An 18,977-nucleotide genomic window follows, 5' to 3' on the forward strand; every position below is an offset into this window, starting at 1 on the left:
AAGAAACGTTGAGGAAACGGGCTAGTATGGCAGGGAATTATTTCGGCACGGACGGCATTCGCGGGCGCGCCAACAAGTTTCCGATGACCGCGGAAATCGCGATGCGGGTCGGCATGGCCGCTGGCCTCTCCTTCCAGCGCGGCAGCCACCGTCATCGTGTCGTGCTCGGCAAGGACACCAGGCTTTCCGGCTATATGATCGAGAATGCCATGGTGGCCGGTCTCTGTGCCGCCGGCATGGACGTGTTCTTGCTCGGCCCGATCCCGACGCCGGCGGTCGCCATGCTGGTGCGTTCGCTGCGCGCCGATATCGGCGTCATGATCTCGGCTTCGCACAATCCCTATTACGACAACGGCATCAAGCTGTTCGGACCCGACGGCTACAAGCTCTCCGACGAGATCGAAGAGCGCATCGAGAGCATGCTCGACAAGGATATCGAACTGGCGCTCGCCGATTCCGACGGGCTTGGCCGCGCCAAGCGCGTCGACGGCGTGCATGATCGCTACATCGAATTCGCCAAGCGTACCTTGCCGCGCTCGATGTCGCTCTCGGGCTTGAGGATCGTCGTCGATTGCGCCAATGGCGCGGCCTATAAGGTGGCTCCCGAGGCGCTGTGGGAACTGGGCGCCGAAGTCGTCGCCATCAATGTCGAGCCCAATGGCTTCAACATCAACAAGGAATGCGGCTCGACCCATCCCGCCGGCCTGCAGAAGAAGGTGCACGAAGTGCGCGCCGACATCGGCATCGCGCTCGACGGCGATGCCGATCGCGTCGTCATTGTCGATGAGAACGGCGCGATCGTCGATGGCGATCAGATCATGGCGCTGATCGCCGAATCCTGGCACCAGAGCGGGCGGCTTGCCGGCGGCGGTGTCGTCTCGACCGTGATGTCCAATCTCGGCCTCGAACGCTTCCTCGGCGACATGAAGCTGCAATTGCATCGCACCAAGGTCGGCGACCGTTATGTCGTCGAACATATGCGCGCGCATGGGCTCAATGTCGGCGGCGAACAATCGGGCCACATCGTGCTGTCTGACTTTTCGACCACCGGCGACGGCCTCGTCTCGGCGTTGCAGGTGCTGGCCTGCATCAAGCGGCAGGGGCGGCCGGTCAGCGAATTGTCGAAGAAGTTCGAACCGGTGCCACAGCTTCTCAAGAACGTTCGTTTTTCGGGCGGCAAGCCGCTCGAGGAAGCGCCTGTCAAGGCAGCCATCGAAGACGCCCGTCACCGCCTCGGCAAGGCCGGGCGGCTGGTTATCCGGCCATCCGGCACAGAGCCGCTGATCCGCGTCATGGCCGAAGGCGACGACCCACAACTGGTCGAGTCCGTCGTCAATGGCATCGTGGACGTCATCTCCGAAACGCGCAGCGCCGCCTAATCCCTGCGCCTCGCAAGGGCGTCGCCCCGCGCGCATTCACCGGTTCAAAGCCCGCCCTTTCGGCGGGCTTTTTCGTTGGCCAGCGGGTGCTCCGGGGTTCCGGAAACCGCGCACGATCCCTAAAAGTTTCGAGATTCGTGGTTAAGCAACAAGGTTAAACGCCTTTTAACCTTTGCTATTCATTATCCACGACTGAAAGCCAATCGCATTTCGGGCGGATTCGCCGTTCCGAGCTTCTCAGGGGTGACAAGCATGTTCAATACAGCAAGAAAGGCCCTGCTCGCCTTACTGTTCGCGGGTCTGGCAGGGCCGGTGTTCGCAGCCGACCTGCAGGAACCGATGGTCGAAGAGGCTCCGCCTCAGGCCGTCTACGAACAGCCGGTCGAAGTCGGCGGCTGGTACATCCGCGGCGACATCGACTATCACAAGTCGACCGTGCGCGGCATCGACTATATGACCTACACTGTCGATCCCTGTAACTGTATAGTCACGCCTGGCACCAGAAGTTTCGATTTCGGCAAGCTCAAGGGCGGTTTCTCGCTCGGCGCCGGCGTCGGCTACAAGGTCAACGACTACTTCCGTACCGATCTGACCGCCGACTACTGGTTCAAGTCGAACTTCAACGGCGGCACCTCGGATATCAACGGAACATCGACCGAAGTGTCGAAAATGAGCGCTCTGCTGCTGCTTGCCAATGCCTATGTCGATCTCGGCACCTATCATGGCATTACGCCTTACGTCGGCGCCGGCATCGGCGGTGCGCGCGTCAAGTGGGATACCGTCTACGACCCGAACACCACCGAAACCAATCCGGGAGCGTCCAACTGGCGCTTCGCCTACGCGCTGATGGCCGGCGCTTCGTACTGCCTGACCGACAAGATCATCCTCGATGCTGGCTATCGCTTCAGCCACATCCAGGGCGGCCGCATGTTCGAATGGGACGTGAGCAGCGCCGGCCCCGGCTTCGACCGTGGCATCAACACGCACGAAGTGCGCGGTGGCCTGCGCTATCAGTTCGGCGGCAACAATGGGTGCGCCGCGCCGGTCGTGGCCTATCAGCCCGAACCCGAGCCGATCTACACCAAGTAACATCCGTATTGCTTGAGATTTTCGCGAACCGCCCGGCATCAGCCGGGCGGTTTTCGCTTGGGCCAACCGCGATGAAAACTCTGCCGTGAATGAATTCGCTAACGCCCTGTTATCCTTAACTGCCACTTAACCACTATGGTTAACAATGCTTCCTGAAACGATGGCTGCCGTTGCAATTGCTGGCGGCGCCAAATTCGGGAGTCCGGGGACCATGACACTCATTTCGCGTATGGCGCTGGCATTCGGTGCATTGGCCCTCTTGCCGCTGACGCCCGTGCATGCCGCCGACTATGACCCGCCGATCTATGTCGACCAGGCGCCCGACTACGTCCCGGTCGAGGTCGGTTCCGGCTGGTATCTGCGCGGCGATGTTTCCTATCTGGTGGAGAAAAGCTTCGACGATGAGGATTTCGCCTTCACGCCGGCAAGCTTCAGCAACAAGGAAGACCCCATCTTTGCCAGCATCGGCTTCGGCTATCATTTCAACGACTATCTGCGTGCCGATCTCAATCTCGGCTATCTGCCCGGCAACAAGGTCGGCGTCGGCTATGACGATAGCGCGACTGCGGCAGAGCCGACCGTGGCATCGGCATCGCTGAAGAACTATGCCTTCTCGGGCATTCTCAACGGTTATGTCGATCTTGGCACCTATGTCGGGATCACGCCCTATCTCGGCGCCGGTATCGGTTTTGTCCGCAGCACGCGGAAGCTTTCGGCGATCTATTCCACCGCCAATGGCGATGATACCGACGATTTCGTCATGAACGACGACAAGACCAAATACTCCCTCGCCTATACGCTGAATGCGGGCCTTGCCTATCAGGTGTCCAAGAATGTTTCCGTCGATCTGGGCTATCAGTACTTTTCCGCCCCCGACGCCGAATATGTGACGGCCGAAAGCCTGACCTCCTTTCCGGTTCACAAGGGGATCAGCAACCATCAGGTCAAGCTCGGGCTGCGCTACGATCTTTGGTAGTAGCCACGGCATGCACGAAAACACAGACGGCGGATATTCGGGTCCGCCGTTCGCGTTTGAGGTCACGACATCCTGATCACGGATCGTCGATATCCCGACAGCGACAAAAACTTTCCTCTTGACGCCCGAAGCTTGAACGAATATCGCCGTCCGTGGGCCACCCCTCCCCAACGAGGGGCCACTATCTGGAAGGATAGACCACGATGACGACGCATACGAAGCCCGGACTCCGTCCGGCAAACCCCAATTTTTCCTCAGGTCCCTGCGCAAAACGCCCCGGCTGGTCGGTCGAGGCGCTGAAAGCTGCTGCGCTCGGCCGTTCCCACCGCGCCAAGATCGGCAAGACCAAGCTTGAACAGTCGATCGAGCTGACGCGGGAAATTCTTCAGGTCCCGGCTGACTACCGCATCGGCATCGTGCCGGCGTCGGACACCGGTGCCGTCGAGATGGCGCTGTGGTCACTGCTCGGCGAGCGCGGCGTCGATATGGTCGCCTGGGAGAGCTTTGGCTCCGGTTGGGTCACCGACGTGGTCAAGCAATTGAAGCTGGCCGACGTGCGCAAGATCGAAGCCGGCTACGGCGAACTGCCGGACCTCACAAAGATCGATTTCGACCGCGATGTGGTTTTCACCTGGAACGGGACCACGTCCGGCGTGCGGGTGCCGAACGGCGACTTCATTCCCGCGGACCGCAAGGGCCTGACCATCTGCGACGCGACTTCGGCCGCCTTCGCGCAAAGACTCGATTTCGAAAAACTCGATGTCGTCACCTTCTCCTGGCAGAAAGTGCTGGGCGGCGAGGGCGCGCACGGCATGCTCATTCTCAGCCCACGCGCCGTCGAGCGGCTGGAGACCTACAAGCCTTCATGGCCGCTGCCGAAAATCTTCCGCCTGACCTCGGGCGGCAAGCTGATCGAGGGCATCTTCAAGGGCGAGACCATCAACACCCCCTCGATGCTGTGCGTCGAGGACTATCTCGACGCTCTCAACTGGGCGAAATCGGTCGGCGGCCTCGATGCGCTGATCGCCAGGGCGGATGCCAATGCGGCCGTCCTCGATCGCTTTGTCGCCAAGTCCTCATGGCTCGGTCACCTCGCGGCCCAGCCGGCGACACGGTCGAACACCTCAGTGTGTCTGTCCTTCACCGACCCGGATGTCGCTGCACTCGATGCCGACGGGCAGGCAACCTTCGCCAAAGGGCTGGTCTCAGTGCTCGACAAGGAAGGTATCGCCTACGACATCGGCGCCTATCGCGATGCACCACCCGGCTTGCGCATCTGGTGCGGCGCGACGGTCGAGACATCGGATCTCGAAGCGTTGCTGCCCTGGCTGGACTGGGCCTTCGCCGCGCAGAAGGCATCGCTGAAAGCAGCGGCCTGAGATCATTCGCGGCGGCCTTCGGGCCGCTGATTCCCAAACGGATCAAATCCCATTTTGAAGGAGGCCGTCATGGCGCCCCGCGTTCTCGTCTCAGACAAACTTTCTCCCACCGCCGTGCAGATCTTCAAGGATCGCGGCGTCGAGGTCGACTACCTGCCCGATCTCGGCAAGGACAAGGAAAAGCTTGCCGAAGTGATCGGCCAGTATGATGGCCTCGCCATCCGCTCGGCGACCAAGGTCACCGAAAAGCTGATCAACGCCGCCACCAAGCTCAAGGTTATCGGCCGCGCCGGCATCGGCGTCGACAATGTCGACATCCCGGCGGCGAGCCGCAAGGGCATCATCGTGATGAACACGCCCTTCGGCAATTCGATCACCACCGCCGAACATGCGGTGGCAATGATCTTCGCGCTTGCGCGCCAGATCCCGGAAGCCAACGCTTCGACCCATGCCGGCAAATGGGAGAAGAACCGCTTCATGGGCGTCGAGATCACCAGCAAGACGCTGGGCATCATCGGCTGCGGCAACATCGGCTCGATCGTTGCGACGCGCGGCGTCGGGCTGAAGATGCATGTCATCGCCTTCGACCCCTTCCTGTCGGACAAGCGTGCCGAGGAACTCGGTGTCGAGAAGGTCGAGCTGGATGAGCTTTTCGCCCGCGCCGACTTCATCACGCTGCACACGCCGCTGACCGACAAGACGCGCAACATCATCGACGCGGCGGCAATCGCCAAGATGAAGAATGGTGTGCGCATCATCAACTGCGCGCGTGGCGGGCTGATCGTCGAGGCCGACCTGATCGCGGCGCTGAAGAGCGGCAAGGTGGCGGGCGCCGGCATCGACGTGTTCGAGGTCGAACCGGCCGAGCAGAACGCGTTGTTCGGCATGGAGAATGTGGTGGCAACGCCGCATCTCGGCGCCTCGACGGCGGAAGCGCAAGAAAATGTCGCGCTGCAGGTCGCCGAGCAGATGGCCGACTATCTGATCAAGGGCGCCGTCTCCAACGCCATCAACATGCCGTCGATCACGGCCGAGGAAGCCCCGCGGCTGAAGCCCTTCGTCAAGCTTGCCGAAGTGCTCGGCGCCTTTGTCGGCCAGGTCACCGAGGATCCGATCAAGGAGGTCGAGATCCTGTTCGACGGCTCGACGGCGACGATGAACACGCGCGCGCTGATCAGTGCAGCACTCGCCGGGCTGATCCGGCCGCAGGTCTCCGACGTCAACATGGTGTCGGCGCCGATCATGGTGAAGGAGCGCGGCATCATCGTTGCCGAGGTCAAGCGCGACAAGTCGGGCGTGTTCGACGGCTACATCAAGCTGACGGTGACGACCGAGCACAGGACGCGCTCGATCGCCGGCACCTGCTTCTCGGACGGCAAGCCACGCTTCATCCAGATCAAGGGCATCAATCTCGATGCCGAGGTCGGCCAGCACATGCTCTACACGACCAATGCCGACGCGCCGGGCATCGTCGGCCTGCTCGGCACCGTCTGCGGCGAGAATGGCGTCAACATCGCCAACTTCCAGCTCGGCCGCAACCGGCCGGGCGGCGATGCCATCGCGCTGCTCTACCTCGACGCACCGTTCCCCGAGAATGTGCTGGAAAAGGTCAAGGCGCACAAGTCGATCGATTCCGCCAAGCGGCTGCATTTCGACGTTAACGCGATGTGATCCGGACTTGCCGTGAAAGATCGAAAGGCGCGGCATCGTCCGCACCTTTCGATTTACGACCTGATGCTATAGAATATCTCCCGCTGAGGAGTATGCAATGAAGATTGTTATCGACGCATTCTGGGATGATGAAGCCAAGGTCTGGGTAGCGTCGTCACGCGAAAAGATCGGTCTGGCGACAGAGGCTGATACGATAGAGGCGCTTCAGCGCAGATTGGCGATCATAGTTCCGGATCTACTCGGCGATGACCATAAAGGGCCGTTCGAGATCGAGTTGATTGCCCGAAGCCATCAGACAGTAGCCGCCTAGCTGTTAACTTTTATTAGCTGCAGTTTAATACTTTCTTAAGATATTTTTATTGTTTTTCGCGTTAAATCGAGCACGAATCAATTTCGTGCACCAGGCAGTCGCGATGAATAATTTTGCTCCGTTAACGAAAAAGCTTCTGTCGCAAGCTGGCTGGCAGTTTCTTCGCTCAGGCAAGGGGGACCATGAAATATGGCACAATCCCAATTCGGGTAATAAGGTCACCGTCGATCACACAATCAAATCTCGCCACACAGCAAATGGCATTTTGAAACAGGCGGGGTTGCCGAAGGCGTTCTGACCGACGTCAGCTTGATTGTCTACTTGTCGCTTGCCGAGCGATGGCCATCTTGCGCCCGCTGTATTCTGCAAGCCCGATGCCGCCCAAAACCAGCACCAATGCCAGCGCCTGATAGAGCTGGAACGTCTCGCCGACAATCAGCACCGAAAGCAGCGTGCCGAAGATCGGCACCAGATTGATGAACAGGCCGGCGCGATTGGCGCCGATCAGTTCGTTACCCCTGATGTAGAGGATCTGCGAGATGACCGAGGCGCCGATCGCGGTATAGACAATGACGATCCAGCCGCGCGCGTCGGGCACGATGACCTTGCCGGCGGCAACCTCCCACAGGAAGAACGGCAGCGAGGTGACGAGTGCCGTAACCGACAGGGCCAGCATCAGGCTCTGCCAGCGCATCACCGGCTTCAGCCTCAGCCCGACCGAATAACCGCTGTAGAGGAACACGGCGACCAGCATGATGGCGTCGCCGAAATTGAGCTCCAGCGTCAACAGCCGGCGCGGGTCGCCGTGGCAGGCGGTCAAGATAACGCCGGCGATGGTCAGCACGACGCCGACAATCTGCGCCCAATTCACGCGCAAGCGGAAGAAGACGAAATTCGCTGTCATGATCACGATCGGCATGGCCGCCTGTTCGATCGAGACGTTGATTGCGGTGGTGTAGTTGAGCGCCGTGTAGAAGATGGTGTTGAACAGGGTGAAACCGCTGGCACCGAGGGCAGCCAGCACGAGCCAGTGCTTGCGCACCACCGGCCAGTCCTTCTGGATCGTGTTCCAGCCGATCGGCAGCATGATCGCCACGGCCAGCACCCAGCGCAGGAAGACCAGAGTCATCGGCGAGACGTGATCGACCGCCAGCTTGCCGGCCACCGAGTTGCCGCCCCACAGCAAGGTGGTGAGCAGCAGGAATATGTAGGCGCTTCGATGCATCGCGGGATTCCGGAGGCCAATGGCGGTGTTTGCGGGGCCTATTGCCCCCGCGCGCTCAAGTAAATGATGTCAAAGCCGAAAATTGTTGTGCCTCAGGGCATTTTCGGCGGCAAAGAAAGGTCGCGCTCGCGAGGTCTTGACGTTATAGAGGCCTGTCGTTTCGAACCATATTCAAGCCGCTTGGCGGCGTCTCAAGGGAAAAGAAACATGGCCAATGTGGTGGTCGTCGGCTCGCAGTGGGGCGACGAAGGCAAGGGCAAGATCGTCGACTGGCTGTCGGAGCGCGCCGATGTCGTGGTGCGTTTCCAGGGTGGCCACAATGCCGGCCACACGCTGGTCGTCGACGGCAAGGTCTACAAATTGTCGTTGCTTCCGTCGGGCGTCGTGCGCCAGGGCAAGCTGTCCATCATCGGCAATGGCGTCGTTTTCGATCCGCACGCTTTTGTTGCCGAAGTGGCAAAGCTCAAGGCGCAAGGTGTCGAAGTGGCGCCGGATCGCCTGAAAATAGCCGAAAACACAGCGCTAATCCTGTCCCTGCATCGGGAGCTGGATGGATTCCGCGAGGACGCCGCCTCCAATTCCGGAACAAAGATTGGCACGACCCGTCGTGGCATCGGCCCCGCCTACGAGGACAAGGTGGGCAGACGTGCGGTCAGGGTGATGGATTTGGCGGATTTGGAAACGCTCCCCTTGAAAGTCGACAGGCTGCTGACGCACCACAATGCGCTGCGTCGCGGGCTTGGCCATGCGGAAGTCACGCATGACGCGATCATGCAGGAACTGACGTCCGTCGCTAACGACATCCTGCCCTATATGGACCGGGTTTGGAAAATCCTCGACGACAAGCGCCGGGCCGGCGAGCGCATCCTGTTCGAGGGCGCGCAAGGCACGCTGCTCGATATCGACCACGGCACCTATCCGTTCGTCACTTCGTCGAACACGGTTGCCGGACAGGCTGCCGCCGGCTCTGGCGTCGGTCCGGGCGCCATCGGCTATGTGCTCGGTATCACCAAGGCCTATACGACGCGCGTCGGCGAAGGCCCGTTTCCGACCGAGCAGAAGAACGAGATCGGCGAATTCCTCGGCACGCGCGGCCATGAATTCGGCGTCGTCACCGGCCGCAAGCGCCGCTGCGGCTGGTTCGACGCGGTGCTGGTGCGCCAGGCTGTCGCCGTCAACGGCATCAAGGGCATCGCGCTGACCAAGCTCGACGTGCTCGACGGGCTGGACGAGATCAAGGTCTGCACCGGTTATCGTCTCGACGGCGAGATGATCGACTACCTGCCGGCCAGCCAGGGCGCGCAGGCGCGTGTCGAACCGGTCTATGAGACGCTTGAAGGCTGGAAAGGCACTACCGCCGGCGCGCGCAGCTGGAACGATCTGCCGGCCCAGGCCGTCAAATATGTCCGCTACATCGAGGAGCTGATCGGCGCCCCGGTCGCGCTCCTTTCCACCAGCCCGGAACGGGACGACACAATACTTGTGACCGACCCGTTTCAAGACTAGTTTCTGAAGCCTTTCCGGGCATCGCGGCTGATTTGCGGGGGCCGGCGCGGAAACAAAATACAGGTCGACTGAAGCATGGCAGATTTCGTTGCTATTCTGAAAAAGGCGCTCGACAAGCACGGTGACGAGACGCCGGAAAAGCGTACGCGCATCTATGCCAGCGTTCGTACAATGCTGGCGAAGAAGCTTGGAGAATATTCGCCGCCGCTGGCCACCGAAGCCATAGACACGCAGATGCGTTCGCTGGAAGACGCCATTACAAGTGTCGAGCGCGACTATGCCAAGAGCGTGCCGGAGCCCGACCCGCTCGCGGAACTGGAACACATCTTTTCCTCGATCGATCGCAACAAGAACCAGCCGAGCCACACACGGCAACCGGCGAAGGCGGAATCGGCCTGGCCGGCACCGCCCGCCGCCAAGCCTGAACCCTATCAGCCCGCTCCTCCGCCTGCCGCCAAGGTCGAGCCAAGCTGGCAGAGGGCGACGCCCGCACCGGCTCAACCGGCCCAGGCCGAGGCGCCTCTTCCAGGTATGGATGCCGAAGAGGCGGACGATGAGGCCGATGTCTTTTCCAGCAACGAAGAGCCGGTATCGGACACCTTCCAGCGCCTGCGTCCCGCCGAGCGCAAGCGCAGCTATGGCGGGCTGATCGCCGCCGTCGTGGCGCTGCTGGTCGTTGCCGGCGGCGGCTATGGCATCTGGCTGAACAAGGACGCCTTCGGCAAGATGCTGGGGCTAGACGGCACCAAGGTCGCGAAGACCGAGCCCGTGAAGCCGGTGCCGACGAAGCCCGCAACGGATGCCGCGGCACCGCCGCCGGCGCCAGCGGCGGGCACAGAAGGCGAGGCGACAAAGTTCACGCAACGGCTGACGCCTCAAGGCAGCGAAGTCGACCCCGGTCCAGCCGGCGGTCAAAGCGGCATCGGCGAAGGCGAATCGGTCGCCGCGCTGACCACGCCGCCTTCGGCGACCAACGCGCCAGCGATTTCCGCACCGGCCGCCGGCACACCTGCGCCAGCCGCCAACACGCCCCCGGCGACAGGTGCCGCACCCGCAACACCGCCTGCCACCGGCGCTGCCCCTGCGGCACCGGCCGATGCCGCCGCAACCCCGCCGGCACCGGCGGGCGCCGCGCCGGCGGCACCGGCAGCCGCGCCGACGGAAACCGCTTTGCCGGTTGGCCAGAAGGCGATCTTCTATGAAGAACGCACCAGCACCGCCCAAGGCTCCGCCGAGCCTGGCAACATCGTCTGGTCGCTGGTGCAGGAATCACCCGGTGGCGACCTGCCGCCGGAGCCGGCGATCCGCGCCGAGGCCACCATTCCCGGCAAGGACATCCAGTTGCGCATGACCATCCGCCGCAACACCGACCAGACACTGCCGGCCAGCCATATTATCGAGATGATCTTCCTGACGCCCGACGGCTTCGAGGGCGGCGGCGTCGACAATATCCTGCGCGTCGCCATGAAGGGTTCGGAACAGGATGCCGGCAGCCCGCTGATCGGCATTCCGGCCAAGATCGCCGATGGTTTCTTCCTCGTCGCACTTAACGATACCAAAGCCGACGAAGACGCCAACATGACCTTGCTTCGTGGCCAGGACTGGATCGATGTGCCGGTCGTCTACAAGACCGGACGGCGGGCGCTGCTGACCATGGAAAAGGGCATTCCCGGCGAAAAGGTGTTCGACGAGGCGATCAAAGCCTGGCAGGCCAAGACGGCGGGCTGAGAAACGCCGTAGCTGTCGTTCAGAAGCCCTGGAACAGCATGTCGAGCGCGGCGACGATGTCGTCGTGGTGCTTCATCAGGTTCAGCCGACTTTCGCCTAATTCGCTGGCCGGAACGGTGGCAATCAGGTGTGTTGCCATAACCAGCCTTCGACTGTTGATCTCGAAGATCGGATGAAGCTTTCGCATCGGCGGCGGCACCGTTGCGACCGGCAGAAGCGGCACGACTACACGCGTCTTGAAATTGTCGAGGAGCTCGGACTGAACGTCGAGCAAATAGCTGCCTTCGATGCGACCGGCGAAGACATCATAGCGGGGCATCAGAACTGTCGGTACTCTTCCAGCGGGATGCCATGTTTCTCGATATAGTCGTTCCACGCGTCCATCGTGGCGCGGTTCTCAAGCTTCCACAGCCGCGTTTTTTCGGCAGCCACCGCCTCCGCGATGCCGGCTTCCGCAGCGCGCGAGACATTCACATCAAGCCCCTTGGCTTCCCTCATGAGGTTCGAATCGATCGACAGATTTGCTGGCTGACGGATCGCACTCAAAGCAATCTTGCGCATATTAGCCTCCGCAACATGCGCATAATATATGCGCATTTCCGCGTCGGATCAATGAGGTTACATGGCTTGCCGGCCCTTCGCTATGGCTCCCAGCCGTCCGGGCGTTCAATTCCTTCAAAAGGTCCACTGGACCTTTCGATTCGCCTGAAGGCGATGCGGGCTAACGCTCCTCACCCTTCCATTTCCTCGCGCAGCATCTCCAGCTCCAGCCACTCCTCTTCAAGCGCGGCCAGCGTGGCGCGCTCCTTGTCGAGGGCGGCGATGGTTTTCTGGAACGAGGCCGGGTCGCGCTCGTAGTAGGCCGGATCGGCGATGTTGTTCTCAAGCCTTGAGATCGACGCCATCACTGCGTCGATTTTCTTGGGTAGGGATTCCAGCGCGAATTTCTGTTTGAACGAAAGTTTCTTCGCCGGCCCCTTTGGCGCACCGGCTTCACTCTTGGTCGTCGCCACCGTTTCGCCGGTTTCGGCCTTTGCGCGCGCTTTGCGGTCATCGAGCTTGGTGCCGCCGCGCTGCGCCAGCATGTCGGAATAGCCGCCGGCATAATCGATCCAGCGGCCAGCACCGTCTGGCGCGATGATGCTGGTCACGGTGCGGTCGAGGAAATCGCGGTCGTGGCTGACCAGGATGACGGTGCCGGCGAAGCCGGCGACCAGTTCCTGCAGGAGTTCCAGCGTTTCCATGTCGAGATCGTTGGTCGGCTCATCGAGCACCAGAAGGTTTGCCGGCCGGGCCAGCACGCGCGCCAGCAGCAGGCGTGCCCGCTCGCCGCCGGACAGCTCGCGCACCGGCGTGCGCGCCTGTTCCGGCTTGAATAGGAAATCCTTCATGTAGGAGACGACATGGCGCTGCTCGCCATTGATGACGAGGTTCTCGCCGCGCCCGTCGGTGAGATACTGTGCCAGCGTCTCTTGCGGGTCGACCGCCTCGCGCTTCTGGTCGAGCGTGGCGATCTCCAGATTGGTGCCGAGCCGCACCGAACCGGCGTCGGGCTTCATCTCGCCGGTCAGCATCTTCAAGAGCGTCGTCTTGCCGGCCCCGTTCGGTCCGACCAGGCCGACACGGTCGCCGCGCTGGATGCGTGTTGAAAACCCTTGGACCACGGTGAGGTCGCCAAAACTCTTCTCGATGTTTTTGGCCTCGATCACCAGCTTGCCGGATTCGGTGGCGTCGCTCGCCACCATGGTGGCCGACCCTTCGGCGCCGCGATGGCCGCGAAAGCGCTGGCGCATGGTCTGCAACTCGCCGAGCCGGCGCATGTTGCGCTTGCGCCGCGCCGTCACGCCATAGCGCAGCCAATGCTCCTCGCGCACGATCTGGCGGCCGAGCTTGTGCTGCTCGCGCTCTTCTTCCTCCAGCACCAAGTCGCGCCATTCCTCGAAATGGCCAAAGCCCTTGTCCAGCCTGCGGGTCTGGCCGCGATCGAGCCAGATGGTGGCGCGCGACACGCGCTCGAGAAAGCGGCGGTCGTGCGAGATGACGATCAGTGCCGAGGAGGTGCGAATGAGTTCCTCTTCCAGCCATTCGATCACCGAGAGGTCGAGATGGTTGGTCGGCTCATCGAGCAGCAGGATGTCGGGTTCGGGCGCCATGACGCGGGCAAGGGCCGCGCGCCTCGCCTCGCCGCCGGACAGGTCGTTCGGCCGCTCCTCGCCCGACAGGCCGAGATGCTCCATCAGATAGCTGGCGCGGTAGGGATCGTCGGCGGGGCCAAGGCCGGCCTCGACATAGGTGCGGACACTGGCAAAGCCTTCCATGTCGGGCATCTGCGGCAGATAGCGGACGGTCGCCGAAGGCTGGCGGAACAGCTCGCCGTCCTGCGGCTCGATCAGGCCGGCGGCGATCTTCAGCAGCGTCGACTTGCCCGATCCGTTGCGGCCGACCAGCGCAATCTTGTCGCCGGCCGAGGCGGTCAAGGCGGCACCATCGAGCAGCGGCGTGCCACCAAAGGTCAGTTTTATCCCGTCGAGATTGAGAAGGGGCGGGGCCATGTCAGCTTTCAGGTAGTGGATAGGGGTGAGCAAGCAGCATCGCGCGGCCGTGGCCGAGCGCGATTTCGAGGCGGCCCTTGACCTCGTTGGAGATGGTCAGCGACGAGCCGAACGCCACCTCGACGTTGTTCAGCGGCCATTTTGCGCCGCTGACGGTCAGCCCGGCGAGTTCGGAAAAACCGAGCACTGAAAACAGCGTGCCGTCGGCATAGTCGAAGCCAGCGGTCCCGTGCAGAAGAGGGACGCCTTCCTGGGCGCCGCTGGTCAGAAGCACCTCAGTCCCGGCCTCGGCCAGGCGCAGGGCAAGCGCCAGATGCAGAAAAGCGTGGTCGGCGCGCTTGCCGCCAAAGGCGCCGGCGAGCACCAGGCTGGTCGCGCCGCGCTCCAGTGCGGCGGCAATAGCCAATTCGCCATCGGTCTTATCCTTTTCCGCCGGGAAGGTCCGGCGCGGCACGGAAGCGAGATCGTCTGGCAGGTTGGCCGGCACCGAATCGAAATCACCCACCCACAGCTCCGGCACGAGACCCAGCAGCGGCGCATGGCCGATGCCAGCATCGGCAGCGATCACGCGGCAGCCTTCGACCTGGCGGTCGAGCCGTGGCGTGCGGATGAGATCGCCGCCAAGCAGGATGGTGAATGTGCTCATATCGTGTGGCCCTTACCAGCCCGGCAGCGGAAACGGAAGGCCGCAAACGGCTCCGTCGCAAACGCTTCGGTAAGTGTGGTCAGGCATGGAAGGCGCCTCGGGATACGAGGAGCCTGCCATGTTCAAGGTCGCCATTTCGATCGATCGGTAATCCTGGCGTGCGTCCGCTGGTACCTGGCCCACGATCTCAGCCTACGCGATTTGGAGGAGATGATGGCCGAACGCGGCCTGAGCGTCGACCACTCCACCGTGTATCGCTGGGTCGTCCACTTCGCGCCGAAACTTCTGAGGCGTTTCAACAAGCGCAAGCATTCAGTGACGAGCAAGTGGCATATTGACGAGACGTATATCGGCAGCAGGCCATCCTGCCCGAACCGCCCCTATTCGCTGGCCAGTGCCTTCAGTCTATCGAAATCGAAACGTTCGATCGCCGCCACGCAGTCTGCCGGCTGAGCCTTCTGGCAAAAGGCCCCGACATGCAGGCGAGGTGCGACGAAGGTGTCGATCATCATGTGGTCTTCGCCTGTGCGGGTCATGAGACCCGGCAGGCCCTTCACGGTCACGCTTTTCTGCGTGTCGTTCTCGATCTGCGCTTTCAGATAGTCTGCTCCATAATCCTGATACATCTTCCCTCCAGGCAGCCCGAGATCCGTGATCTCCAACTCCACCTCGAAGAAATTGGTGCCGCCCCGCACATCGCGAAAGCGCGCTGACGACTTGCCGATCTGACCAATCGGCGGCGTCGAGGCTTCATATTCCGGCGGTGAACGCTCATAGCCTTCCCAGGCCTCCGGAAACGCGGCCTTCATGTGTTCGGGATCGATGCCGGCGGGCTTGTCTTGCGCAACGCAGGCGAAGCTCAATATGGACAGACCGGCGGCAAGGGCCGGAGAAAGCAGCCGTAGTCTATTCATCTATCCCACTTTCAATGATCAGGTGCGAATTGTTGGAACTGGTAGAATACCGGATCACGCTGCAACTGCCCGGCGCGCGGACGGGAGCGGCACCGGAGAGTTCTATGACGGTGTTCGGGCCTTCGTCGCGGATCGTGCCGGTCACGGCGTATGGAGCCGACTTGCACCCCTTGCTGAACACGGCGGCCTTGCCTTCGATCTCGCCGTCCTCCCAGGTACCTCCGGTTAGTGCGCCGGTAAACAACAGCGTACCCTTCGTCACGGCAAGGCCGGTTCGCGGCCTGGCGTAACGGATGGTCAGCGCCGTGCCGCTGGTCCTGACCGACATGACCGAGCCGCTGTGATAGAGCTTCAATCCGTCAGGGTTTTCGGCTTTGGCCAGCGTCATGGCGAACATGATGGCCAGATACGCAATCGCGACTTGGGAAGGTGATGGGTAGAGCCGTGCCATTGACCGGGCTTACTGGTTGAGAATGATGTTGAGGTTGCTTTCGCCGTTGCCGACGACCTTGAGGTAATAGGCGCCTGCTGCAAGGTCGGCGCTGTCATGCCTCGAGAAATAGGAATCGGAATTTGACCTGGTGAGCGGGATGACGGTCTTCTTGTCCTTATCGAACACGCAGTAGCCCGGCTTGCCCGCCTCATATCCTCCGGCGACGACGTCGTCGGCTCGCGTCTGGATGGTGACGCCCCGACTTGTCTCCAGAATGTAGATCCTGCTTGCGCCGCTGGTTGGCGTCACCGACAGGCTGTCGCCGTCGAGCGCTTCGGCAGCAGCAATGTCATCCCCGGCGGAGGCGCAGTCGCCCTCGACCTGAGTTTGAGCCGCAGGTGCGGCGGCGTTACCGGCGTCCTGATCTTTCAGTGTTGCAGCCCGTCTCTCCGCGTCCAGTGCGGATTTGGCAAAATCCCCGTTGCCGGTCGCCGCGACGTCGAACAGGCAGGCCTTGCGCGCAAAAACGCCGGTGAGGGCGACACAGGCCACGTCGGCCAGATCCCGATGCGTCAGCTTGGGAAGCTCATACGGGAAGTTCCTGTCGGTAAACGTCTCGGTGGACTCGGCTTCGTCATAGGAAAACAGCGACTCCTCGTCGGTGACACGCCAGGAATCGACGAAGGACTTGACCGCATTGTCGTCGGACGGCTTGGCGACCACGCCGTCCCGACCGGTCAGGTCGTTGTCCGGGTTTCGGTCATCGCGCCCAAGCAGGCCCTGTCGTGCGGCATCGGACGTGCGCCATTGCATCGAGAAATTCAGGTAGCCATCATGCCGGCTGACCCACAGCGTCGACAGATCCGGCCAGACCAGCACTGCATGGAGTAGTTTCCCGTTTTCGCGCCAGACACCGATCGCGCCGCCGTCGGGCAGGTCGTATTGCGTCGGCGACCGGTCCGATGCGGGCGCGCCGTCGACAAGCACCGACCCGTCGAGCAAGATTTGGACAACCGCCCCGCCGGCTCGCGCTGCCAGACCGGTGACGGCGCTGGCAGATCTGCTGTCCCTGTAGGGTTGGAACCTCACCTGCAAGTCCTGGCCTGAGATGCCGTGCGCCAGCGTGAATTCGCCAACAGCTTGGGTCGAAAAGCTCGTGCCGTCGAATGTCTGGAAATGGGGTTCGCCGATGCCATTGCTGGCGCCCTTACCGGCAGGCGGCGGGGGAGGATCGAGATCGATTGTCCTTTCGCCGCCGGGGGAAATCCGCTCGATGCTGCCGTCATCGTGGTGGTATATGATCTTGCCGCCATCCGGGTCCGCCACTTCAATGTTCCCGTTGGGAAGCCAGGCGGTCGAGCCGCCATCCGGATCGATCGACATCGAGGTCTTTCCGCCACCGTTGTTGGGTTCCGTATAGCCGCTTAGCGAGCCATCCGGCCCTGGAGGATCCAAATGCGTGTGGCCGTCCTTGTCCCAGCTATCGAACGAACCATCGCCATTCCAGACATTGGTGCTCCCGGAACCGCTCTGGGACTTTCCGCCACCGGGGGAGGCGCCGTAGCTGGGGCCGGAACCGCCCGATTGCGGTGGGTGCTGGATATCGTGCCAGCCCGGCCCGGCTGTGCCGAGGCGAACCGGCCCCCGCGCCAGGATGATCGGACGGGTTTCGACAACGGTCAAAACAGGCAGGGAGGCCAGCAACAGCCTGGAAGGACCCAGATACTGCGTCTTCCTCGTCGTGTTAGGCAACGCGTTGCCGTCCGGCCCGAGAGGGACCGTTACCGGCCAGTTCAGCGGATCGTTCATATCCCGCTCGATTGCCGTCGGAGCCGCAGGCAAAGCCGGTTTGGGCGTGGCCGGAGCCGTGGATGAAGCAACAGGCGGGGCAGCCGGCATCGGTCCGGCCGCGTCCGGCGCGACTTTCAGGGCTGTGAAGGCATAGACCGAAACGCCGATCAGAAGGAGGACGGCAGTCGCCGTCAGGACTCTCGATTTCATCTGTTCGCCCGGTCACTATGTCGGCACATGCAGCGCCGCCTCACTAGTCGTTCCCGCAAAGAATGTAGCTAAACCCGTCGCACTTGCCGTCCGTGCACTGCTTGCCATCGAACAGGGTGATGGTGGTGGTGGGAGCTATGTTTTCGTCCTGCTCGAATTCGAGCGCCCGGGCGAAGCCTTTGGTCGAGCAGAACCTGTCGGCTGCCTTCTTTCCGCAGTCGGCCGACCATCGATAGCACCAGTCGACCCGTTTGCCCTTGAAAGTCGGCGCGTCGAAGCGTTTAGCGCCGGCGGTTTCGCAGGTAATCGACTCGAAGGCCGAGCAATTGTTACCACTACAGGTCTTGCCGTCTCCCATCAGGATCGTCGGTTCGCCGAGCGGGCCGTTCTTCTGTTCGAAATCGGTGGCGTTGCTGAAGTGCTTCATGGCGCAGTAGCGGTCGGCCGGGAGTTTGCCGCAATCGGTCGACCATGTGTAACACCAGTCGATGAGCCGTCCCTTGTAACGCGGCTCGCCGAAGGTCTGCGTCTCCGCTTGCGCCGGCAGCATCGCCACCATGAGCGCCAGGGCGGCGAGTCCCGTTCGCGCCACGCATGTCAGGCGTTCGAACATCAGTGCACCGTGATCTTGGATTTGCTGATGAAGAAGCCATGCCCGTCGGAGGACGTGCAGGTCAGGCCGATCTTGGCCGACAGGCAAGTAAAAGGAGCTTCGGACCACCTGTTCCCATATTCCAGCTTTTGCTCCAGCGAACAGCAGCCTTGCTCGCCGGGATTCTCGGTCTTCACCGCCTTGCCCTTGTGGTCGAGAAATACCGCAACATAGGCAGGTTCGACCCGGTCACACTGGAGCTCGGGACCACCCGTCATCGGCTGATAGGTCGATGTGCCGCCTTTGGGGATATAGTGGCAGCCGATATTGCCGCTGGGCGTGACGAACATGATGTCGCCATCCTTGCCCTTGTCCAGGTCCTGTTCGGCTGCCCGGGCCACGGCAAGGCAACCCAGCGCCACGGCCAGTCCGAGCATAGTTTTTCGCCACGCGAATTGATGAACCATCGTTTTTCATTCACTCTGACATGTTGGGCAGGATGCAACGGAGACCATGCCGCAGAATCGAATGCGCACGCGGTTTTGACCAGTCCTCATATGATGACGGTCCGCCGGC

19 protein-coding genes and 1 pseudogene are annotated in these 18,977 nt (G+C 62.0%); 10 read left to right on the top strand and 10 right to left on the bottom strand.

Annotated features, from left to right (window positions below; translation table 11 throughout):
* Positions 1–26: 26 nt before the first annotated feature.
* The 7 genes from glmM to ACSQ3L_RS06640 all read left to right on the top strand — a co-directional run bounded on the left by glmM (position 27) and on the right by ACSQ3L_RS06640 (position 7,102).
* Positions 27–1,379: a phosphoglucosamine mutase gene (gene glmM / locus ACSQ3L_RS06610; protein WP_436159216.1), complete on the top strand. Its 1,353-nt coding sequence runs from the start codon at positions 27–29 to the stop codon at positions 1,377–1,379.
* A 252-nt stretch (positions 1,380–1,631) separates the two neighbouring features.
* Complete coding sequence (locus ACSQ3L_RS06615; protein WP_436159217.1) at positions 1,632–2,468, top strand: outer membrane protein; 837 nt, start codon at positions 1,632–1,634, stop codon at positions 2,466–2,468.
* A 211-nt stretch (positions 2,469–2,679) separates the two neighbouring features.
* Entirely contained in the window at positions 2,680–3,444 is a 765-nt protein-coding gene (locus ACSQ3L_RS06620; protein WP_436159218.1) for an outer membrane protein, read from the top strand.
* A 203-nt stretch (positions 3,445–3,647) separates the two neighbouring features.
* Positions 3,648–4,823 carry a phosphoserine transaminase gene (locus ACSQ3L_RS06625; protein ID WP_436159219.1) on the top strand — a complete coding sequence of 392 codons (1,176 nt, stop codon included), beginning with the start codon at positions 3,648–3,650 and terminating at the stop codon, positions 4,821–4,823.
* A gap of 69 nt (positions 4,824–4,892) precedes the next feature.
* Positions 4,893–6,494: a phosphoglycerate dehydrogenase gene (gene serA, locus ACSQ3L_RS06630; protein ID WP_436159220.1), complete on the top strand. Its 1,602-nt coding sequence runs from the start codon at positions 4,893–4,895 to the stop codon at positions 6,492–6,494.
* A gap of 97 nt (positions 6,495–6,591) precedes the next feature.
* Entirely contained in the window at positions 6,592–6,804 is a 213-nt protein-coding gene (locus ACSQ3L_RS06635; protein WP_436159221.1) for a DUF1902 domain-containing protein, read from the top strand.
* Positions 6,805–6,907: 103 nt separating this feature from the next.
* Entirely contained in the window at positions 6,908–7,102 is a 195-nt protein-coding gene (locus tag ACSQ3L_RS06640) for a type II toxin-antitoxin system HicA family toxin (RefSeq protein WP_436159222.1), read from the top strand.
* Positions 7,103–7,108: 6 nt separating this feature from the next.
* Here the strand turns inward: ACSQ3L_RS06640 and ACSQ3L_RS06645 are convergent, their stop codons facing one another.
* Positions 7,109–8,029, bottom strand: a complete 921-nt coding sequence (locus tag ACSQ3L_RS06645) for a DMT family transporter (protein WP_436159223.1) — start codon at positions 8,027–8,029, stop codon at positions 7,109–7,111.
* Positions 8,030–8,236: 207 nt separating this feature from the next.
* On the opposite strand from ACSQ3L_RS06645, the gene ACSQ3L_RS06650 reads away from it, so the two are divergent.
* Both ACSQ3L_RS06650 and ACSQ3L_RS06655 read left to right on the top strand, forming a co-directional pair.
* Complete coding sequence (locus ACSQ3L_RS06650) at positions 8,237–9,535, top strand: adenylosuccinate synthase (protein ID WP_292188139.1); 1,299 nt, start codon at positions 8,237–8,239, stop codon at positions 9,533–9,535.
* Between the two features lie 75 nt (positions 9,536–9,610).
* A complete protein-coding gene (locus tag ACSQ3L_RS06655; RefSeq protein WP_436159224.1) occupies positions 9,611–11,263 on the top strand; it encodes a hypothetical protein in 1,653 nt (550 codons plus the stop codon).
* 19 nt (positions 11,264–11,282) lie between these two features.
* Here the strand turns inward: ACSQ3L_RS06655 and ACSQ3L_RS06660 are convergent, their stop codons facing one another.
* The 4 genes from ACSQ3L_RS06660 to ACSQ3L_RS06675 form a co-directional block, all read right to left on the bottom strand.
* On the bottom strand, positions 11,283–11,582 hold the full coding sequence (locus ACSQ3L_RS06660; RefSeq protein ID WP_436159225.1) for a CcdB family protein: 300 nt from the start codon (positions 11,580–11,582) through the stop codon (positions 11,283–11,285).
* Positions 11,582–11,824: a type II toxin-antitoxin system CcdA family antitoxin gene (locus ACSQ3L_RS06665; RefSeq protein ID WP_013529165.1), complete on the bottom strand. Its 243-nt coding sequence runs from the start codon at positions 11,822–11,824 to the stop codon at positions 11,582–11,584. The genes ACSQ3L_RS06660 and ACSQ3L_RS06665 overlap by 1 nt, the downstream gene beginning before the upstream one ends.
* Before the next feature lie 170 nt (positions 11,825–11,994).
* On the bottom strand, positions 11,995–13,815 hold the full coding sequence (locus ACSQ3L_RS06670) for an ABC-F family ATP-binding cassette domain-containing protein (protein WP_436159226.1): 1,821 nt from the start codon (positions 13,813–13,815) through the stop codon (positions 11,995–11,997).
* A 1-nt stretch (position 13,816) separates the two neighbouring features.
* On the bottom strand, positions 13,817–14,461 hold the full coding sequence (locus ACSQ3L_RS06675; RefSeq protein WP_436159227.1) for a thiamine diphosphokinase: 645 nt from the start codon (positions 14,459–14,461) through the stop codon (positions 13,817–13,819).
* 102 nt (positions 14,462–14,563) lie between these two features.
* Between ACSQ3L_RS06675 and ACSQ3L_RS06680 the strand changes: the two are divergent.
* Positions 14,564–14,821: pseudogene (locus ACSQ3L_RS06680) on the top strand (IS6 family transposase); the annotation flags it as partial.
* Positions 14,822–14,841: 20 nt separating this feature from the next.
* Here the strand turns inward: ACSQ3L_RS06680 and ACSQ3L_RS06685 are convergent.
* Genes ACSQ3L_RS06685 through ACSQ3L_RS06705 form a run of 5 tightly spaced genes read right to left on the bottom strand, consistent with a single transcriptional unit; the run spans position 14,842 to position 18,838 of the window.
* Positions 14,842–15,375, bottom strand: a complete 534-nt coding sequence (locus tag ACSQ3L_RS06685; RefSeq protein ID WP_436159228.1) for a hypothetical protein — start codon at positions 15,373–15,375, stop codon at positions 14,842–14,844.
* Complete coding sequence (locus ACSQ3L_RS06690; RefSeq protein WP_436159229.1) at positions 15,368–15,826, bottom strand: hypothetical protein; 459 nt, start codon at positions 15,824–15,826, stop codon at positions 15,368–15,370. The genes ACSQ3L_RS06685 and ACSQ3L_RS06690 overlap by 8 nt, the downstream gene beginning before the upstream one ends.
* A 9-nt stretch (positions 15,827–15,835) precedes the next feature.
* The gene (locus ACSQ3L_RS06695) at positions 15,836–17,809 is read right to left on the bottom strand and encodes a VWD domain-containing protein (protein ID WP_436159230.1); all 1,974 of its coding nucleotides are present in this window, start codon (positions 17,807–17,809) and stop codon (positions 15,836–15,838) included.
* Positions 17,810–17,852: 43 nt separating this feature from the next.
* Entirely contained in the window at positions 17,853–18,422 is a 570-nt protein-coding gene (locus ACSQ3L_RS06700; RefSeq protein WP_436159231.1) for a hypothetical protein, read from the bottom strand.
* On the bottom strand, positions 18,422–18,838 hold the full coding sequence (locus ACSQ3L_RS06705) for a hypothetical protein (RefSeq protein WP_436159232.1): 417 nt from the start codon (positions 18,836–18,838) through the stop codon (positions 18,422–18,424). The genes ACSQ3L_RS06700 and ACSQ3L_RS06705 overlap by 1 nt, the downstream gene beginning before the upstream one ends.
* Between the last annotated feature and the right edge of the window lie 139 nt (positions 18,839–18,977).

It is taken from the genome of Mesorhizobium sp. LjRoot246, from assembly GCF_964254115.1.
GTDB lineage: Bacteria > Pseudomonadota > Alphaproteobacteria > Rhizobiales > Rhizobiaceae > Mesorhizobium.

What these genes read in the sequence shown, in the direction of transcription:
- ACSQ3L_RS06665 (WP_013529165.1), bottom strand. Translation starts at nt 11,824, where the DNA reads ATGCGCAAGATTGCTTTGAGTGCGATCCGTCAGCCAGCAAATCTGTCG.
- serA (WP_436159220.1), top strand. Translation starts at nt 4,893, where the DNA reads ATGGCGCCCCGCGTTCTCGTCTCAGACAAACTTTCTCCCACCGCCGTG.
- ACSQ3L_RS06650 (WP_292188139.1), top strand. Translation starts at nt 8,237, where the DNA reads ATGGCCAATGTGGTGGTCGTCGGCTCGCAGTGGGGCGACGAAGGCAAG.
- ACSQ3L_RS06620 (WP_436159218.1), top strand. Translation starts at nt 2,680, where the DNA reads ATGACACTCATTTCGCGTATGGCGCTGGCATTCGGTGCATTGGCCCTC.
- ACSQ3L_RS06705 (WP_436159232.1), bottom strand. Translation starts at nt 18,838, where the DNA reads ATGCTCGGACTGGCCGTGGCGCTGGGTTGCCTTGCCGTGGCCCGGGCA.
- ACSQ3L_RS06660 (WP_436159225.1), bottom strand. Translation starts at nt 11,582, where the DNA reads ATGCCCCGCTATGATGTCTTCGCCGGTCGCATCGAAGGCAGCTATTTG.
- ACSQ3L_RS06685 (WP_436159228.1), bottom strand. Translation starts at nt 15,375, where the DNA reads ATGAATAGACTACGGCTGCTTTCTCCGGCCCTTGCCGCCGGTCTGTCC.
- ACSQ3L_RS06635 (WP_436159221.1), top strand. Translation starts at nt 6,592, where the DNA reads ATGAAGATTGTTATCGACGCATTCTGGGATGATGAAGCCAAGGTCTGG.
- ACSQ3L_RS06615 (WP_436159217.1), top strand. Translation starts at nt 1,632, where the DNA reads ATGTTCAATACAGCAAGAAAGGCCCTGCTCGCCTTACTGTTCGCGGGT.
- ACSQ3L_RS06670 (WP_436159226.1), bottom strand. Translation starts at nt 13,815, where the DNA reads ATGGCCCCGCCCCTTCTCAATCTCGACGGGATAAAACTGACCTTTGGT.
- ACSQ3L_RS06700 (WP_436159231.1), bottom strand. Translation starts at nt 18,422, where the DNA reads ATGTTCGAACGCCTGACATGCGTGGCGCGAACGGGACTCGCCGCCCTG.
- ACSQ3L_RS06690 (WP_436159229.1), bottom strand. Translation starts at nt 15,826, where the DNA reads ATGGCACGGCTCTACCCATCACCTTCCCAAGTCGCGATTGCGTATCTG.
- ACSQ3L_RS06625 (WP_436159219.1), top strand. Translation starts at nt 3,648, where the DNA reads ATGACGACGCATACGAAGCCCGGACTCCGTCCGGCAAACCCCAATTTT.
- ACSQ3L_RS06640 (WP_436159222.1), top strand. Translation starts at nt 6,908, where the DNA reads ATGAATAATTTTGCTCCGTTAACGAAAAAGCTTCTGTCGCAAGCTGGC.
- ACSQ3L_RS06645 (WP_436159223.1), bottom strand. Translation starts at nt 8,029, where the DNA reads ATGCATCGAAGCGCCTACATATTCCTGCTGCTCACCACCTTGCTGTGG.
- ACSQ3L_RS06655 (WP_436159224.1), top strand. Translation starts at nt 9,611, where the DNA reads ATGGCAGATTTCGTTGCTATTCTGAAAAAGGCGCTCGACAAGCACGGT.
- glmM (WP_436159216.1), top strand. Translation starts at nt 27, where the DNA reads ATGGCAGGGAATTATTTCGGCACGGACGGCATTCGCGGGCGCGCCAAC.
- ACSQ3L_RS06675 (WP_436159227.1), bottom strand. Translation starts at nt 14,461, where the DNA reads ATGAGCACATTCACCATCCTGCTTGGCGGCGATCTCATCCGCACGCCA.
- ACSQ3L_RS06695 (WP_436159230.1), bottom strand. Translation starts at nt 17,809, where the DNA reads ATGAAATCGAGAGTCCTGACGGCGACTGCCGTCCTCCTTCTGATCGGC.